The organism is Streptomyces sp. PTL18 (assembly GCF_059510295.1).
Genome location: NZ_JCAJZO010000018.1, coordinates 1 through 16,348, shown reverse-complemented (window position 1 = coordinate 16,348; position 16,348 = coordinate 1). Strand labels below are relative to the sequence as shown.

The window sequence follows — 16,348 nt, the reverse complement described above, 5'->3', positions numbered from 1 at the left end:
GGGTCACGGCGCCGGGTCGACCACCATCGCCGAGCCGCCGCCGCGTCGCACCTTCTCCGCGGCGGCCAGCCACTTGCCGCCCGGCAGGCGCTGGACGCCCGTCGCCGCCCCGATCTCCGGGTTCAGCGTGAAGGAGTGACCGATGGCCTCCAACCGGGCGCGCAGGTCGCTGTTGTTGTAGAGGGCGGGTTCGAGTTCCGTCCTCGCGGCGTTGCGCTGGCTCGCGCGGGGCGCGGCGATCGCGTCGACGAGGGGCAGGTGACGGTCCAGGAACCCGGTCAGGGTCTGCAGCACGGTCGTGATGATGGTCGCGCCGCCCGGCGAGCCGAGCGCGACGACCGGGCGGCCCTGCTGGTCGAGGACGATCGTCGGGGAGATCGAGGAGCGCGGGCGCTTGCCCGGACCGGGCAGGTTCGGGTCGTGCACGGCCGGGTCGGCGGGCGTGAAGGAGAAGTCCGTCAGCTCGTTGTTGAGCAGGAAGCCGCGGTGCGGAACGGTGATGCCGCTGCCGCCGGTCTGCTCGATGGTGAGGGTGTAGGAGACGACGTCGCCCCACTTGTCGGCGACCGTGAGGTGCGTGGTGTTCTCACCCTCGTACGTCGTCGGGGCCGCCGTGCCGCCGGTCGCGCAGGGAGCCGGGTGGCGCGGGTCGCCGGGCGCGAGCGGGCTGCTGAGCACCGCGTCGTCCTTGATGAGGCACGCGCGCGAGTCGGCGTACGTCTGGGAGAGGAGTTCCTTCGTCGGCACGTCCTCGAAGGCGGGGTCGCCGACCCAGCGACCGCGGTCCGCGAACGCGATACGGCTCGCCTCGATGTAGTGGTGCAGGTACTGCACCTCGCTCGCCTTGGAGAGGTCGGTCCGCTCCAGGATGTTGAGCGCCTCGCCGACGGTCGTGCCGCCGGAGGAGGAGGGCGCGATGGAGTAGACGCCGAGGCCGCGGTAGGAGGTCTTCGTGGGCGCCTGGAGTTTCGCCCGGTAGGCCGCGAGGTCCTTCTCGGACAGCTTGCCCGGGCGGGCGTTCCAGCCGGAGGCCGGGTCCACCGGCGGCTTGTCGACGGTGGCGACGATGTCCTTGCCGAGGTCGCCGTGGTAGAGGACGCCCATGCCCTTGCGGCCCAGTTCCTCGTAGGTGCGGGCGAGGTCGGGGTTGGTGAAGGTGGAGCCCACCACGGGGAGCCGTCCGCCCGGCAGGAACAGCTTGGCCGTGTCCGGGAAGTACCGGAAGCGGGTCTCGTTGGAGGCGGTCTGCGAGCGGAAGGTGCCGTCGACGGTGAAGCCTTCCCGGGCCAACCGCTCGGCCGGCTTCAGCACCGTGCCGAGCCGCTCGGTGCCCCACCGGTCCAGCGCCTTCTGCCAGGTGGCAGGCGTGCCCGGGGTGCCGACGCTCAGGCCGCTGCTGACGGCGTCGGCGAAGGCGAGCGGTTTGCCGTTCTCCACGAACAGGTTCGCGTCGGCCCTGAGCGGTGCCGTCTCGCGGCCGTCGATCGTGTGCACGGTGCGGGACTTGGCGTCGTAGTAGACGAAGTAGCCGCCTCCGCCGATGCCCGCGGAGTACGGCTCGGTGACGCCGAGCGCGGCGGCGGTGGCGACGGCCGCGTCGACGGCGTTGCCGCCCTTCTTCAGGACTTCGATCCCGGCGGCGGACGCGTCCGCGTCGACGCTCGCCACGGCACCGCCGTAGCCGACGGCCACGGGCACCTTCTGCGGGATCGATTCCCGCGGTGCCGGGGCGGCGTGCGGCGGTGCCGCCGCCCCCACCGACACCAGGGCGGCCGAGACCGCCGAAACCGCCAGTTTCCGCGCGACAGGGCGACGCATCCGTACCTCCAGTGACGTGCGTCCACGCAGGGTAACCACATTGCCATGGCCCCGTCAGCACCGCCTGGAGGGGTGGGCCGGACGGGGGACTAGCATGCGCGGCCATGAACGACGACGTGCGCAACATCGTCCTGGGCGTGGTCGCGGCCGGCATCAGTGCCGCCATCGGCTGGGTGGCCCGAACCTCTCTGTGGAAGCGCAGGCTTCGGCGCAAGCAGGCGTTCTTCGGGCTGCCCGACAACTCCGAATCGCTGCTGGTGGTCAACCGCGACGCCGGGAGCCCGGATCTGGCGGTGCACCGCCACGACGTGTTCGCCCTCCTGGAACTGTCCGCCCTCATCAAGGACTGCGGGGCGAACGTCCAGGTCGTCACCCAGGATGAGGCACAACAGGGCTTCGGTGAGCGGACCGAGTTCTGTGTGGGCGGGCCGGGGTCGAACCGCCGGATGCTGGCCCATCTGTCGGCCATGCTGCCGGGCGTGCGGGTCAATCTCGACCCGGAACGGGGTCCGGACCAGGGCGCGTTCGAGATCGGCGGCGAGCGCTACCGCATGGAACGCGGCGTCACCGAGTACGTCCTGCTGGCCCGGATCACGGCGGGCCTGTCGAGGCCGGTGTTCCTCTTCAGCGGCCAGCGCGCGATCACCAACCAGGCCGCGACCCGTTATCTCGCCCGCAACCACGAACGACTGCACCGCAAGTACGGCAACAACTCCTTCGTGCTGCTCCTGAAGGTCGTCAACTCGCAGGCGTACGGCCCCGATGTGGTGGAGCTGGTGGGAGACGTCACGCGCGCCGCGCAGGCTCCGGCGCCGACTCCGGCCCCACGCAGCTCACACCGCGCCTCCTAGGTTCACGCACATCTAAAAAATCTTTACTGGCACGTAACTTACCGGCGGGTTACCTCTGGTAAGGCTCCACGGTTACCGTCGGGTCACTTTGCACTGACACGAGTGAGGAGTGACCCGTGGGAACATCCCGCAAGGCCCTGCGCACGACCGCCGTGGGTGCCGTCTCGGCGACACTGATCGCCGGCGGCGGACTCGGACTCGCCCCCACCGCGCAGGCCGCCGGGAACGGCGTCCGGTTCGTCGACATCGCCGGTGACGGGGGCACGGTCCTCAAGGCGAACGTCGTCACGCCGGCGGACGCGGACGGTGCGCGCCGCTACCCGCTCATCGTCCTCCCGACCAGCTGGGGCCTGCCGCAGGCCGAGTACCTGGTGCAGGCGCGGAAGCTCGCGGACTCCGGTTATGTGGTGGTCACCTACAACGTGCGCGGCTTCTGGCAGTCCGGCGGCACGATAGAAGTCGCGGGGCCACCCGACACAGCCGACGCCTCCAGGGTGATCGACTGGGCGCTCGTCCACACCCCGTCCGACGCACGGCACATCGGCATGGCGGGCGTCTCCTACGGCGCCGGCATCAGTCTGCTCGCCGCCGCGCACGACAAGCGCATCAGGGCGGTCGCCTCGCTCAGCGGCTGGGCCGACCTGATCGACTCGATCTACTCGGGCCGCACCCAGCACGTCCAGGCGGCCGCCGTGCTGGACGGCGCGGCCACGCTCACCGGCCGCGAGAGTCCGGAGCTGCGGCAGACGTTCGACGACTTCTACGCCTCCAACCTCGCCAAGGAGCCGGAGCTGATCGCCTGGGGCAAGAAGCGCTCTCCGGCGACCTACGTCGACCAGCTCAACAGGAACGGCCCCGCGGTGCTGCTCACCAACGCCTGGGGCGACACGGTCTTCCCGCCCAACCAGTACGCCGACTTCTACGAGAAGCTGACGGTCCCGAAGAGACTGGAGCTGCGCCCCGGCGACCACGCCACCCCGGAACTGACCGGCCTGTTCGGGCTGCCCAACGACGTGTGGACCGACACCGGGCGCTGGTTCGACCACTACCTCAAGGGCGCGGACAACGGGATCGACCGCGAGCAGCCGGTCGAGCTGAAATCCCGCTCCACCGGCGGCTACGAGGGCTACCCGGACTGGAAGTCGGTGGGCGCGACGCGGAAGAAGATCGGCCTCGCGGGCACCACCACGATCCACGCGAACGTGGACTCCGGCGCGGACGGCGGGATCGTCTTCCTCTCCAGCATCATCGACCAGGTGGCCCACCTCCCGCCGGTCGCGTCGATCCCGCTGCTGCCGCGCCGCTGGGCCGCCGTATGGAAGTCGGAGAAGTACGCAAGCGCCCAGCACGTCCGGGGTACGGCGAAACTGCACACCACACTCACGCCCACCGAGGAGAGCGGAACCCTCGTCGCATACCTGTACGACGTGGGCCCGCTCGGCCTCGGCAAGCTGGTCAGCAACGCGCCGTACACCTGGCACGGGCGGACGCCCGGCACGCCGTTCGGCGTCGACCTGGAGCTCTTCTCCACGGCCTACGACGTCCCGGCCGGGCACCGCCTCGCTCTGGTCATCGACACGGTGGACCCGCTGTACATCGAGCACAACCCGTCCGGCGCACAGCTGACCTTCTCCTCGCCCGCGAACGACCCGTCCTACGTGTCGATTCCGCTGCGCGAGCAGTGATCTTCGGCTGCCGCCGCCCGGGCCCGGCCCTCTGAGCTGCTGCTCCCCATTCCCCTCGCGGTCGACGGACCGCGAGGGATCCCCACGGCCACCAACACCACGGGGATGAACGGCACATCGTAGTCGAGACCCGGCTCGACATGTGGGGCGGACGTGTGGCTCTTCGCCCGCCTGAGCCGTGGCACCGGGTCGGCTCCCGCGGTCTGGTTTGGGGCATGGCGCGCCGGGAATCCGATAAATAGGATTTATCGGGCACAGCTCAAGGAGTCTCGGCCCGGCGGCAGCCAGCGTCGGGAGGCGTCATGGTCATCCTGGGGATCATTCTCCTCATCATCGGGTTCGTCGCGAACATCGCCATTCTCTGGACGATCGGGATCATCCTGGCCGTCATCGGGGCCGTGCTGTGGCTCCTCGGTTCCCTCGGACACGCGGTCTTCGGGCGACGGCACTACTGGTAGCGCCGGCCTGTTGCCGGGGCGCCGCCACCGCCGGTGGCATGCGACGGGTCCCGCCGTCAGGGCGGACGGCGGGACCCGTCGTCAGGGAGCGGCCCAGGTGCCGGACTGGGCCGGGCCGCCCTGCCTGGGGACCGTCGGCCGGGGCGGGGCAGGACGTGCGGTGCCGGCCTCGTCGCGCAGCGCGGTGCCCCTGCTGCGCACCCAGGCCAGCAGCCGGGCGTCGTCCAGCGAGTCCACCCAGAGGTCCGCCAGGGCCGCGGCCTCGCCGCCGGGCCGCCGCCCCACTCCGATGGCCCGCAGGCCCGCCGCACCGGCGGCCCTCAGCCCGTTGACCGAGTCCTCGACGGCCAGGGCCCGGCCGCCCTCGACACCCAGGCGCCGGACGGCCTCGGCGTAGACGCCGGGGTGCGGTTTGGGGCGTACGCGCGCGCCGGGCACGACGATGTGCCGGAAGTGGTGCCGCAGTCCCACGGCCTCCAGGGAGTGCTCCACCACGTCTGCGGGGCAGTTGCTGGCCACGGCCAGAGGTGCCACCCGGCTCAGGGCCGTCACCAGGGCCCGCGCTCCGGGCATCGGCACGGGATCCCCGGCGACGAGAACACGGAACGCCGCAAGGAGTTGCCGGGTCATCTCCTCTGCTCGCTCCGGTCTGCCCGCGAGGCGGGCCATGAGGGCACCGCACTCGGTGTAGTGCAGGCCTTTGCTGTGGTGCGCGAACTGCGCGTCGGGTACGACTCCGTGGTCGCGCAGGACGGTGTCGCGCGCTTGCTGCCAGTGCCGCTCGGAGTCCACCAGGGTGCCGTCGCAGTCGAAGACGACTGCCTGTGGAGTCCAGTCGAAAATTCGATGGGTCGTCATGTGCGTGCCGTTCTCTGGCGCAGGACGGAACGGCCGGAAGGCGGCACGATCCGCCGGTGGGGATGCCGGTTGCGCCTGCTGGGCTTTCTTCACTTCAGGAAAGCGTGACATCGCAGGCGGAGATGACTGGTTCACGTACGCATGGGTCACACATCGCGGTCTGCGGTGGTCCTGACCGCATCCGGAACCAGAAACATAATGAACGTTACGCTCATTCGGAGCAGTCGTGAAGATTTGCCACCGCAATACCCACGTGTGGGTGACGTCTCATCGATAACGCAGCACACCTTCGGCCGTACGCTCGCCGTTCTGCCGGATGCGGAAGAATCCGGTACCGCCGTACGGGGAGCAGTGAAGGACCGCGGGCGGTGCGTGTTCGGTGAACTTCAAGGCTGTCATACGGCCGGAAACCGGCCGGAGAAGAAGTCCCCCGCTGCGCAGGGCGATCGCCTGTCGCGCCGCCTCCAGCAGGGCCATCCCGGGCACATGGTCGGTGCCGTGGTCGAAGTAGTAGGGGTGGCGTGGATCGGCCGGGTCCATCAGAACGCCGTCGTCCTGCCGCGAGACCAGTACGTCGGCTCTCGACTCGAGCCCCAGGACGGCGGGTTGCGGCCGGGGGCGCCGGCTCGGCTCCGGGGCCGCCGCCGCGGACCGCGCGCGGAGTTGCGCGTACCGCCGGGCGCCGAGGATGCGGGCCCCGCCCGCCGCGTGCCCGAACGTGCGACCGTCGGCGCGGAATTCGGCCCGCATGCGCAGCGCGGTCACCTTGGTCCCGCTCCGGTCGGTGCGGAGGTCTCCCACGGAGGCCCGGCAGGTGACCTCGGTGGCGCCGTGCGGCGCGGTGGGTTCCGCGGCCGGGTCGAGCCGGAAGGAGACGTCATCGATCAGGAAGTGCGCCGTGGCGGGCACGCCGAAGTGGCGCAGCGGAACGCAGATTCCGAGCTGGCGCAGTGTCTCGACGAGCATCCAGGGGCTGTGCCGGTCGTCCCGGCCGCGGGGGAACGTGGGATGCGAACGCGTCCACGCGACGGCGGCACAGAAGGTGAGCGGCCCGCAGGGGCGGACGTCCGTCAGCAGCACCTCGGCCACCGAGGTCCGGTGGACCGTCTCACGTTCGACGGTTCTGGACCGGCTCAGGGACGAACAGCAGACACGGGAATCCATGAAAAAAAGCTAATAAGACCATTGCTGCTTTCGCATGCCCGGCTCTCCTGCCCTTCCTGCGACACGGCTACATTCCTCCTCGCCACCGCATCGACGGACGAGGGACATCGCGTGCAGGATCGGGCAGAAGAAACGCGGAGAGCGGTACTGCTGGCAGCGGCTCACCTGTTCTTCGAACGGGGGTACGCGGGCACCAGTATCAACGACATCGGTGAACGGTCCGGCCGCACCAGCGGGGCCATCTATTTCCACTACGGCAACAAGGAACAGCTCGCCCTTGCCGTGGTGCGGGCCCATTTCGCAGCCTGGCCCGCCGTGATCGCGCGCCATGACGCCGTTCCCGAGCCGGCCCTGCACAAGCTCGTCCGGCTGAGCTTCGCGGTCGCACGGGCGTTCAGGGACGACGTCCTCGTCCGCGCGGGTGCGCGGCTGTGGTCCGAGCGGAAGTCCATCGACGTCGAGATGCCCCCGCCGTTCGTGGACTGGATCGCCACGGTCGAACGGATGCTCACCCAGGCGCGCGCCGACGGGGATCTCGCGTCCGGGGCGGAGCCCAGCCGCGACGCGCCCACTCTGGTCGCGGCGTTCTTCGGGCTGCACACGCTCTCCGACGCCCTCGACGACCGGCTGCTGATCGAGGACCGTCTGACCGCCCTGTGGCTGCTGCTCCTTCCAGGCCTCCAGGCCGAGCCCGCGCCCCGGGCGCTGCTGGCCACGGTGGGCGCCCAGGTGGCCGCGGACGTCCGCGGCTAGGTCTCGGCCACTTCGGCGTACACGTGGGACAGCTCGGGGGCGCCCGTGGAGGCCCAGGTGTGGCCGTCGGTGACCACGTCGATCTCACGGCCGGAGGCCAGCCGGACCACGGGGTGGCCGTTCGGCCAGATCTCCCACGCCGCGCCAGGGACCGTGCGCACGATGACCGTGCCCAGGTAGAGGCCCGCGTCGTTACCGAGCCAGGGCAGGATCTCCTCGTCGTCGCGCCAGCGCGGCAGGAGCTGGTCGAGCGCCTCCAACGAGGCGCAGGAGTCGTCGAGTTCGACGCCCGCCCGCTCGGCGTGGGAACGCAGCAGCTCACATTCGGACAGCAGTCCGGTGACGGCGGACGCGTCGGCGTCACCGTCGGAGAACACCGCGACGCCCAAGGCGGGGTCGCGTTTCTTGCGCCAGTTGCCCAGGAAGGAGATGTTCATACGCCCAGCGTGACACCGGCGCGCTCCGGGACACCACAGGCGCGCAGAGGCGACTGCGCCCAGGACCGCGCCGTTCGGCCAACCCATTCGGCGCTGCCCCGTGGCGTCGCCGGAGGGGCGATTCCGTCATCACCTGTGTCTCCTCGGTACGCGATCATCCGGTGAGCGGATTTAAGTTCGCGTGGGCCGCGCGCTGCCACCGGCTTCCGTTCCACGAGAAGGCCGACAGCCAAGGGGCAGGCCCCGGGGTGTCGTCCTCGCCGTGCACGGCACCGGTGGCGGCGACCAGGTAGCGGGCCACCGGCACGGAGCCTGCCTCGGTGGGTCCCGGGCTCAGCAGACCACGAGCCCGGAACGCCTCCGCCGCGGGCAGGGTGCGGCGTGACCGGCCGGACCGTCGGTCCCGGGCGGTGGCCGCCCGACGGCCGGACGGCGGCGCGGGACTTCCCCGAACGGGTCCACGCGTGGCGAGTGACCGCCCGGGACGACGACGCAGCCCTGCCGTCGCATCCCAGCCGTTACGGTTCCAGGTCCACCACGACGGGCGCGTGGTCCGAGGCGCCCTTGCCCTTGCGCTCCTCGCGGTCCACGTAGGCGTCCTTGACCGCCTTGGCGAACGCCTTGTTGCCGTACACCAGGTCGATCCGCATACCGCGGTTCTTGGGGAAGCAGAGCTGGCGGTAGTCCCAGTAGGTGAAGGGGTGGTCGTACTTCAGCGGGCGCGGCACCACGTCCTGGAGACCGGCCTCGCGCAGGGAGGCCAGGGCGGCGCGCTCGGCCGGGGTGACATGGGTCGAGCCCTCGAAGGCCGTGATGTCGTAGACGTCGTCGTCCGTCGGTGCCACGTTGTAGTCGCCCAGCACCGCGAACGGGCGGCTGCCCGCGGCGTCGCCCGCGACGGCCGACTTCAGCGCCTCGAACCACCGCAGCTTGTACGCGTAGTGCGGGTGGTCCACCTCACGCCCGTTCGGCACGTAGACCGACCAGACGCGGACCGGACCGCACGTCGCCGAGACGGCGCGGGGCTCCTCGACGCCGTCGTAGCCGGGGTCGCCGGGCAGGCCCTTGACCACGTCCGCCAGGCCGACGCGGGAGAGCACCGCGACCCCGTTCCACCGGCCGTCCGCGTGGACCGCGGCCTCGTAGCCCAGCTCGCGCAGCTGGTCGTACGGGAACTGGTCCTCGGCGATCTTGGCTTCCTGGAGGCAGAGCACGTCCGTGCCGCTGCTCTCCAGCCAGGCCAGGAGCCTGGGGAGGCGGGCGGTGATCGAGTTCACGTTCCAGGTCGCGATGCGCATGCCTCACAACCTACCCGGCGGGTACGACAACCGGCCCCCGCCCTGTCTCCCGGGCTGCCTCCGGCGCTCAGACCTGCGCCGACGCGCCCGGCGTCAGCCTCAGGTGCTCGGCTCCGCCCAGGGCGCCGATCTGGCTGTCGTAGATCGGGCGGGCCAGGTCCGTCAGCAGGGCGTCGTGGATGTCGTACGCGCGCTGCGGCTTGACCTCCCGGACGTAGTCGATCACCTCGGCGATCTTGTTCCAGGGCGCCATCACCGGGAGCATCAGCGTCTCGACGGGGTGGTCGGGGACCGTGAGGGCGTCGCCGGGGTGGAAGACCTTGCCGCCGTCGATCAGATAGCCGACGTTCGTGACGCGCGGGATGTCCGGGTGGATCACGGCGTGGAGTTCGCCGTGCACCTGGACGTCGAAGCCGGCGGCGGTGAAGGTGTCACCGTGGCCGACGGTGTGCACACGGCCCGGGAACGCCGCCTGGATCTGCTCGGCGACCGATTTCAGTGTCCAGATCTCCGCGCCCGGGTTGGCCTCCATGCCGGCCCGCAGCCGGTCCTCGTTGAAGTGGTCGAGGTGCTCGTGCGTGACCAGGACGGCGTCCGCGCCCACCGCGGCGTCCTCCTCGCTGAACGTGCCGGGATCGATGACGAGCGTCCGCCCGTCCTTCTCCAGCCGGATGCAGGCGTGCGACTTCTTCGTGAGCCTCATGGGTCCATCCTCCCTCCACATGGGCGGCCGGAGCCCCGCGCAGCGTGGTGCTCCTGCCACCCGGCAGACGATCACCCCTGCGGGGTCGTTTCCTCCCGGATGACCTGCTGTGCCACCTTGAACGCCCGGTTGGCGGCCGGTACGCCGCAGTAGACCGCCGCCTGGAGCAGCACTTCCCCGATCTCGGCGGGAGTGAGGCCGTTGCGCAGGGCTGCCCGGGTGTGCGCGGCGAGGTCGTCCAGGTGGCCGCCCGCGACCAGCGCGGTGAGGGTCACACAGCTGCGGGTGCGCCGGTCGAGGCCGGGCCGGTCCCAGATCTCGCCCCAGGTGTAGCGGGTGAGGAACTCCTGGAAGTCCCCGGAGAAGTCGTCCGCCGATGCAAGCTCCCGGTCGACGTGCGCGTCGCCGAGCACCTCGCGGCGGATCCTCATCCCGGTGCCGTACGGATCGGACCGGGCCGCGGGCTGGGGCGGGGCCGCGGGCGGTGCGATCTCGGCTATGGGGGCCACCGGCGGAGGCGCGGCCGGCACCGGCTTCGCCGGGGGCGCCGTGATGGCCGTCATCTGGCCGGTGGTCGCGTCGAACGCGGGCTGCCACGCGGTCGAGAAGTGGTGGACGAGCAGGTCGGTGACCGCCGCGGGCTGCTCCACGGGCACCAGGTGGGAGGCGCCGGGCACGACCGCGAGCCGGGCGTCCGGGATGCCGGCGACCAGGGTGCGTGCCTCGGCAGGTCCGGTGATCCGGTCCTCGGAGCCGACGAGGACCAGGGTCGGTACGCCGATACAGCCCAGCTCGGCCCGTACGTCGAAGGCGGCCAGCGCCTCGCAGGCCGCGATGTAGCAGCCGGGGTCGGTGGTGCGGACCATCTGCACGGCCCACTCGGTGATCGCGGGCTGCGCGGCGGCGAACCCCGAGGTGAACCAGCGCTCCGGAGACGTGCGGGCGATCGGGTCCAGTCCGTTCGTCCGCACGATCACGCCGCGCTGGCGGAACTCGTCGGCCGTACCGAAGCGGGGCGAGGCGGCGATCAGCGCGAGCGAGGCCAGACGCTCGGGGTGGCGCAGCGCCAGTTCGATGCCCACCGCGCCGCCGAGGGCGCATCCGGCGAAGCCGAAGCGCTGCACCCCGAGCGCGTCGAGGGTGGCGAGCAGGCGGACGGTGAGGTCGGCGACGGCGCCCGCAGGATGGGCGGGTGCGCCCCCGTGGCCGGGCAGGTCGAAGCGGAAGACCCGCCACTGCTTGGCGAGCTCCGGGACCTGGCGGTCCCACATGTGCCATGTGGTACCCAGTGAGGGACCCAAGATCAGGACCGGAGCGTCTTCTGGCCCGTCAAAGCGGTATTGCAGGGTGTTCGGGGGTGTCTCACTCACGCCCCAGACCCTCTCACGTCTCACGAAATCTCACACGGCCAGGTGAACCCGGCGGCTCGTGACCCTCGCGGCGCGGCACGCCCGGCACCGCCGAGACCCTCATGGGTCCACGTACGGGTTCTTCGATGTGCACGCCTGACCGTGGGGACAGTGCGTCCTCCCGGCTCGCGCACCCTCCCAATCCCTGCGCCGCCCAGCTTCCCACCCTCGGCACGGCTTCCAGACGGTCTGGTTTGCAGCAAAGCGTGTAGTGCCGTCCCCAAGGTCGGCATGACGCACCTGAAAACCTTCCGGGATTCACCGACGAACAGCCCGAACGCCACACGGCGGGCAAGCTCTGCCTTGCCTCGCAGGAGGGGAGACGTTGGCCGCAGCTTGGCCGCCCCTCCCCCGTTGCCGTCGCTGGCCCACAACCAGCAGCCGGCCTCCGGGTCACCTCGATTTGACTGCCATACCGCTGGGCAGGTCCCTCAATCGGCAGGCCGCCTGATTCACGCTTGCCCCTCCGTCGCAGCACCGTGCAGGCCGTCCCACGTTGTGGCGGCTCCGCGGAGGTCCTCCACGTCCGGCTTCACGTACCACTTCTTGGTGGTCTTGACGTTCGTGTGTCCGGCCCACCGGGCAAGGATGTGATCCGGCACGCCTTTGTTGGCGAGGTATGTGAGGCAGGAGGAGCGAGCGTCGTAGAGGCGCACTCTGCGGAGTTCAAGGATCTCCATGAGCCGGTAAGCGCGTCTGCGGAGCTGCTTGATCGTGAAGGCTGCCCCGGTCTCGTGCACCACGACGTATCCGGAATCCGAGTAAGCCTCACCGAGGACGAGCTTCTCCTTGGCTTGGAGAGCGCTGAACGACTTGAGGGCAGCCAGCACCGGTGCCGGCAAAGGAAGATCCCGTTCCCCAGCCAGGGACTTGGTGTCCTTCTCCACAACGTACCGATTTCCCATCATCGTCCGCGTGTTGGCTATGGTGATCGCGGCGGCTTCCAAGTCCACGTCTTCCCATCGGAGTCCGCAGACTTCAGCCGGACGTAGACCCATGAGGGACAGCAAGAGGGCAGCGTAAAGCCGTTCTGTCCGGACACCGTGAATGAACGCCTGAATCTCCTGCACGTTCCACGGCTTCACCTCCTGCTTCTTCTTTCGCTCTTCTTTACGTGCCCTACGTGGGATGGTCACATGTTGGGCTACATTCATGGTTACTAGCCGACGCGTAACGGCTCGATTCAGGGCGTCCTTCAATCGGGCGAGACTCATTTCCACGCTGGTCACTCCCAGCGGTGTACCTGCTTTACCACCACGTACACGCCCGTGCTTCAACGCCCAGTGCATCCACTCTTCTACATCTTCCTCGGTGAGTTCCTGAAGCCGGATGCGCCCCAGCCTCCCCCGAACCCGGTCGAGGGTGACCCGATAGTTGTAGACAGTGGTCTCTTCCAGATCCTCTGCTTTCATGGCCAGCCACTGATCAAGCCACTCATTAACAGTTATCTGGTTGGGAGGTACGAATGTCCCTTCCTCGCGGCGGTTGGTAATGCGCGCGTACTCAGCCTTTGCCTCCTTGAGAGTGGCGAACGTACGCGTCAGCTGCTTCCGCCTCCCGGTGGCAGGGTCGACACCCACGTCGACTACGAACCGGTAGCGCACCTGCCCCTTGGAGTTGGGCGGAAGCTTCTTGATCGGAACGGACAGGGGGTACTCACTCTCCTTCAAGGGGACCTGCACCAGCAGGGCGCCGGATCATCTGGCTGGCACCAGACCAGTGCCATTCCGTTTCACGGGCTGCTGAGTTCGCTGCAGCTCCGCCGCCAAGCACAGCCGCGCATGCGAACGTCCTCAAGGAACCTCACGATCGCCGGTTTTGCTAACCGGCGATCGTCGTCTATGTTGCGCACCGCATCACGAAGGCGGCATCTGCTTAGGCCCGCCGCAGCCAGGGCCAGCCGACGCGCAACCAGGTGCGCGCCGTCCGTGGCGAGCACCAGCAGACCGTCATCGGTGAGGCGGTCGAGATTCCGGGCAGCGAGTCGCTCGTCCTGATGGCGAGTGCCACTTGCCGTGTTGCGGCGCCAAGAGGTGCCGCACAGTATGCGAGGGCGGCACTGACGCTGCGATAGCCGGGTTGCAACAGGTCCTCGCCGAACAGGCCAGCCACGCAAAGGCAGACGTACAGCCCGACGGAAAGGGTCCCGTAGTCGCCGGCTGCCTGGCTGTACCAGGCGTTCAGACGTGCCGCGGGTATAAAGAGCGGGTGCAGTGAAGCGAGCGGATCGAATAGCGGGGTCAGACAGGCGGACCTCCCCAAGTAGGAGCCCTGCCAGCAAGGCAGTCACACGGGTGCAGGATTCCAAGGCATTTCGCAACCTGGGCCGCAGTGGAGCATCTGCACATCCTGGCCTGGTGTTTTCCGGGACGTTGTACGTTGACATGGTCCGGACGGAGGTATCCAGTCCTGTGGTCCTATTTCTCGTCTGCCGTGAGCGAATGCCCGCCGACAGCCAGCAAGTCCTCCTGTCGCGGGCTTGTGAAGCGCACGGTCCCGGCGCCTGCATAATGCAGCCGCACAACCTCGTTGATGAGAACCTGCCACCGCGGTGCCGAAGCGACGCGCCACCCCGCATGGCCCGCCGTCACTTGACTGGTACAGGTCGTGGTCGAGCCCTCACTCGCCTTGAGAGGTGGCGACCGGCTCTCGGTGTGCCCTGGACGGCTGGGTAGGGTCGCGGTACCCGAGCTGGAGAGGTAGTTGCATGGCCCACGATATTGTGATTGCTCAGACAACCAGCGACGACGAGGGGCAGGCGACGATGCTGGCCCGAGGTGCGGTCGAGAGCAAGCTGGCAGCGGGAGTTCACATCGATGCGCCAATCACCGCCTTCTACTGGTGGAAGGGGAAGGTCGAGGCGGCGCGGGAGTGGCGCATCTCGTATATGACTACGACGGACCGCCTTCCCGCGCTAGAAGCGTGGGTGCACGAGAAGCACTCGTACGACGTCCCCCAATGGATCACACTGCCCGTAACCGGCGGGTCGGAGGCGTACCTGTCCTGGGTCTTCGAGGAGACGGAATCCGACTGAGGAGCCACGGGCCGGGCGTCGGTGACGTTGGTGCCCTGGGCTTGCCGCGTGCCACCCGAGGTGGATCAGGATGCGAACCGCCGGAAATGAACGGCAAGTTCGTGCTCGCTGTCAGGGAGCAACGCTGCAATAGCCGCCGCCCGCTCCTTGCCCATGGTGTTGGGCTTGGCCTGTGCCGCCGCAGCGAACTGGCGGGCCACGTAGACGCCTTGGTCGACGTCACCCCCACGCAGTAGGGCCGACGCCAGATCACCGAGGACTACGACGCCTCCGTCCGGTAGCCCGTCTCCGAGGCGGTCGACCGCGGTATCAGCTGTGGACGTGAGCTCGGGGCGCCTCAGCTGGCCGTACACGGACAGGGCCAACGAGTCCATGCGGTATGGGGTCACGAACCTGACCCATGCCTGCTCGCTGGTGTGGTCCGCGAAATCGTAGGCGAAGCGCGCTCGGTCTAACGCCTGGAGCGCCCCCACCTCGTCGCCGGCCGCCGCAGCTTCTTCCGCGTGCCTACCGAGAACCCAGGCGGCAGCAGTAGCGTTACCGTGGCCTCGCACGTCGTTGGCGGCTTGGGAGAGGAACTCCATCTTCGCCTTTGGCGTCAAAGCGCCGTAGCTGCTGTAGGTCAGGGCCAGGGCTCGGAGTGGAGGATGCCCGGCAGCCGCCGCGCACTGCGACGTGACTTTGTAGTAGGCGTTGGCTTTATCGTGCTCCCCCAGGTCCCAGGCCACCCAACCGGCCAGAGCGGCGGTTTCCCCGGCGGCGATGGTGAGAGCGCCTTCGTGTTCGCCTGCACGAGGCAGGGCCGTAGTGATCGCGTCAAGATGCGACTCGACCGTTTTTTGTAGCCGCCGCGCGCTGAGGTTGAGTTCCTGGACGTGCAGTTCAGCGGCTCGGTCGATGAGCGCAGAGGCAGCGGGCGAATCGATCTTGGTCCCCTTGCTGAGGGCGAAGGCGAGGCGCCCCCAGGGCTCGGCGGCCACGCTCACGCCGATAGTGGCGCTACCCAGGAGCGTGCGACGCTTCACGGCGTCTTGGTCCTCCCCTGCATCGGCATGCCCCTTTCTCTTCCGAGCGCGGGCGGCCTTGGCCTCTCGCTGTAGTTCCTCGAAGGGGACACCGCAGGCCGCCGCGATGTGGCCGATTGTGTGGTTGGTAGGAATGTTCTCGAAGTTCTCATAACGGCTGATCTCTCGGCGGGTCATGGTGTCCCGGCCGGAGACAGCGTTGATCGCCTCCGCCTGCTCCTCCTGTGTCCGGCCCGCCTCCTGCCGAAGCCGGAGGAGCAGGTCGGCGAACGGGTCTGGCATGAGTGTGACCTCTATTGGTGGGGGAATCCAATCATGGCCTCAATTCCCCCCTCTGGTTTCCCCCTTGACATAATTTTCCCCCTCTGGATTCCCCTGGTCGACGGCGTCGCAGCACGGTGCCATAGCCCACATGACCAGGCTCCAAGAGGCGGCCCCGCCCGGCGGGGGCATCCGTAGCTGTGCGGCTACAGCAGGCGCGTCATGCGTCAGGCCAGTTCAGGAAGACGAGCCCGGCGCATGGGAGAGGGCAGAGGTACCGGCGGCATCCCATGCCTGTCAGGCGGCCCTTCTCCCCGACCTCGCGAAGGTCGGGGAGATGCGGCGCATAGCCAGGGCGTTCCTGCGGCGGTGCCGTGTTTCGGAGCCGGTGGCGGAGCGCGTCGTACTGGCCGTTTCGGAGCTGGTCACCAACGCCGTGGTCCACGGTGAGGGCGAAGTCGTGCTCCGCATCACGGTGGCCGTCGACGTGGTGCGTGTCTCGGTAACCGACCACAACCCGGCGCCCGCTGTGCTCAGGGAAGCCGGACCCGACGGCGAATCGGGGCGCGGGATCCGGCTGGTCGATGCGATCTC

16 protein-coding genes are annotated in these 16,348 nt (G+C 69.1%); 6 read left to right on the top strand and 10 right to left on the bottom strand.

The genetic code is table 11. The annotated features are described in order from the left end of the window. Nucleotides 1–3 precede the first annotated feature (3 nt). Complete coding sequence (ggt, locus tag AC5WS8_RS27710) at nucleotides 4–1,818, bottom strand: gamma-glutamyltransferase (protein ID WP_496106214.1); 1,815 nt, start codon at nucleotides 1,816–1,818, stop codon at nucleotides 4–6. Between the two features lie 104 nt (nucleotides 1,819–1,922). Between ggt and AC5WS8_RS27705 the strand changes: the two genes are divergently transcribed. From AC5WS8_RS27705 to AC5WS8_RS27695, 3 genes are all read left to right on the top strand, one after another. Beyond that, the gene (locus tag AC5WS8_RS27705) at nucleotides 1,923–2,669 is read left to right on the top strand and encodes a hypothetical protein (protein WP_496106213.1); all 747 of its coding nucleotides are present in this window, start codon (nucleotides 1,923–1,925) and stop codon (nucleotides 2,667–2,669) included. Between the two features lie 116 nt (nucleotides 2,670–2,785). Next, the gene (locus tag AC5WS8_RS27700; RefSeq protein WP_496106212.1) at nucleotides 2,786–4,354 is read left to right on the top strand and encodes a CocE/NonD family hydrolase; all 1,569 of its coding nucleotides are present in this window, start codon (nucleotides 2,786–2,788) and stop codon (nucleotides 4,352–4,354) included. A 302-nt stretch (nucleotides 4,355–4,656) separates the two neighbouring features. Next, a complete protein-coding gene (locus AC5WS8_RS27695) occupies nucleotides 4,657–4,812 on the top strand; it encodes a DUF6131 family protein (RefSeq protein ID WP_496106211.1) in 156 nt (51 codons plus the stop codon). Nucleotides 4,813–4,893: 81 nt separating this feature from the next. Here the strand turns inward: AC5WS8_RS27695 and AC5WS8_RS27690 are convergent, their stop codons facing one another. Both AC5WS8_RS27690 and AC5WS8_RS27685 read right to left on the bottom strand, forming a co-directional pair. Further along, a complete protein-coding gene (locus tag AC5WS8_RS27690) occupies nucleotides 4,894–5,670 on the bottom strand; it encodes an HAD family hydrolase (RefSeq protein WP_496106210.1) in 777 nt (258 codons plus the stop codon). A gap of 267 nt (nucleotides 5,671–5,937) precedes the next feature. Further along, nucleotides 5,938–6,834 carry a ScbA/BarX family gamma-butyrolactone biosynthesis protein gene (locus AC5WS8_RS27685; RefSeq protein WP_496106209.1) on the bottom strand — a complete coding sequence of 299 codons (897 nt, stop codon included), beginning with the start codon at nucleotides 6,832–6,834 and terminating at the stop codon, nucleotides 5,938–5,940. 111 nt (nucleotides 6,835–6,945) lie between these two features. On the opposite strand from AC5WS8_RS27685, the gene AC5WS8_RS27680 reads away from it, so the two are divergent. Next, nucleotides 6,946–7,587: a ScbR family autoregulator-binding transcription factor gene (locus AC5WS8_RS27680; RefSeq protein WP_496106208.1), complete on the top strand. Its 642-nt coding sequence runs from the start codon at nucleotides 6,946–6,948 to the stop codon at nucleotides 7,585–7,587. Here the strand turns inward: AC5WS8_RS27680 and AC5WS8_RS27675 are convergent. The 6 genes from AC5WS8_RS27675 to AC5WS8_RS27650 form a co-directional block, all read right to left on the bottom strand. Next, a complete protein-coding gene (locus AC5WS8_RS27675; protein WP_496106207.1) occupies nucleotides 7,584–8,024 on the bottom strand; it encodes a DUF6278 family protein in 441 nt (146 codons plus the stop codon). The genes AC5WS8_RS27680 and AC5WS8_RS27675 overlap by 4 nt on opposite strands. A 154-nt stretch (nucleotides 8,025–8,178) precedes the next feature. Then, nucleotides 8,179–8,325: a hypothetical protein gene (locus tag AC5WS8_RS27670; RefSeq protein WP_496106206.1), complete on the bottom strand. Its 147-nt coding sequence runs from the start codon at nucleotides 8,323–8,325 to the stop codon at nucleotides 8,179–8,181. A gap of 217 nt (nucleotides 8,326–8,542) precedes the next feature. After that, nucleotides 8,543–9,322 carry an exodeoxyribonuclease III gene (locus AC5WS8_RS27665; RefSeq protein ID WP_496106205.1) on the bottom strand — a complete coding sequence of 260 codons (780 nt, stop codon included), beginning with the start codon at nucleotides 9,320–9,322 and terminating at the stop codon, nucleotides 8,543–8,545. A gap of 67 nt (nucleotides 9,323–9,389) precedes the next feature. Next, entirely contained in the window at nucleotides 9,390–10,025 is a 636-nt protein-coding gene (locus AC5WS8_RS27660; RefSeq protein ID WP_496106204.1) for an MBL fold metallo-hydrolase, read from the bottom strand. A gap of 71 nt (nucleotides 10,026–10,096) precedes the next feature. Continuing rightward, entirely contained in the window at nucleotides 10,097–11,395 is a 1,299-nt protein-coding gene (pcaDC, locus tag AC5WS8_RS27655; protein ID WP_496106203.1) for a bifunctional 3-oxoadipate enol-lactonase/4-carboxymuconolactone decarboxylase PcaDC, read from the bottom strand. Nucleotides 11,396–11,886: 491 nt separating this feature from the next. Further along, nucleotides 11,887–13,104 carry a site-specific integrase gene (locus AC5WS8_RS27650; protein WP_496106202.1) on the bottom strand — a complete coding sequence of 406 codons (1,218 nt, stop codon included), beginning with the start codon at nucleotides 13,102–13,104 and terminating at the stop codon, nucleotides 11,887–11,889. 1,037 nt (nucleotides 13,105–14,141) lie between these two features. On the opposite strand from AC5WS8_RS27650, the gene cutA reads away from it, so the two are divergent. Beyond that, the gene (gene cutA / locus AC5WS8_RS27645; protein ID WP_006143010.1) at nucleotides 14,142–14,468 is read left to right on the top strand and encodes a divalent-cation tolerance protein CutA; all 327 of its coding nucleotides are present in this window, start codon (nucleotides 14,142–14,144) and stop codon (nucleotides 14,466–14,468) included. A 65-nt stretch (nucleotides 14,469–14,533) separates the two neighbouring features. On the opposite strand, the gene AC5WS8_RS27640 is transcribed toward cutA, so the two are convergent. Further along, entirely contained in the window at nucleotides 14,534–15,775 is a 1,242-nt protein-coding gene (locus AC5WS8_RS27640) for a helix-turn-helix transcriptional regulator (RefSeq protein ID WP_496106201.1), read from the bottom strand. Nucleotides 15,776–15,905: 130 nt separating this feature from the next. Here AC5WS8_RS27640 and AC5WS8_RS27635 point away from each other — a divergent pair. Next, nucleotides 15,906–16,348, top strand: a 443-nt coding sequence (locus AC5WS8_RS27635) for an ATP-binding protein (RefSeq protein ID WP_496106200.1), incomplete at its 3' end; no start/stop codon positions are given.

Excerpts from the sequence above, each read along its gene's own strand:
- AC5WS8_RS27685 (WP_496106209.1), bottom strand. The coding sequence starts at position 6,834 with ATGGATTCCCGTGTCTGCTGTTCGTCCCTGAGCCGGTCCAGAACCGTC.
- AC5WS8_RS27690 (WP_496106210.1), bottom strand. The coding sequence starts at position 5,670 with ATGACGACCCATCGAATTTTCGACTGGACTCCACAGGCAGTCGTCTTC.
- ggt (WP_496106214.1), bottom strand. The coding sequence starts at position 1,818 with ATGCGTCGCCCTGTCGCGCGGAAACTGGCGGTTTCGGCGGTCTCGGCC.
- AC5WS8_RS27695 (WP_496106211.1), top strand. The coding sequence starts at position 4,657 with ATGGTCATCCTGGGGATCATTCTCCTCATCATCGGGTTCGTCGCGAAC.
- AC5WS8_RS27665 (WP_496106205.1), bottom strand. The coding sequence starts at position 9,322 with ATGCGCATCGCGACCTGGAACGTGAACTCGATCACCGCCCGCCTCCCC.
- AC5WS8_RS27660 (WP_496106204.1), bottom strand. The coding sequence starts at position 10,025 with ATGAGGCTCACGAAGAAGTCGCACGCCTGCATCCGGCTGGAGAAGGAC.
- AC5WS8_RS27705 (WP_496106213.1), top strand. The coding sequence starts at position 1,923 with ATGAACGACGACGTGCGCAACATCGTCCTGGGCGTGGTCGCGGCCGGC.
- AC5WS8_RS27675 (WP_496106207.1), bottom strand. The coding sequence starts at position 8,024 with ATGAACATCTCCTTCCTGGGCAACTGGCGCAAGAAACGCGACCCCGCC.
- AC5WS8_RS27640 (WP_496106201.1), bottom strand. The coding sequence starts at position 15,775 with ATGCCAGACCCGTTCGCCGACCTGCTCCTCCGGCTTCGGCAGGAGGCG.
- cutA (WP_006143010.1), top strand. The coding sequence starts at position 14,142 with ATGGCCCACGATATTGTGATTGCTCAGACAACCAGCGACGACGAGGGG.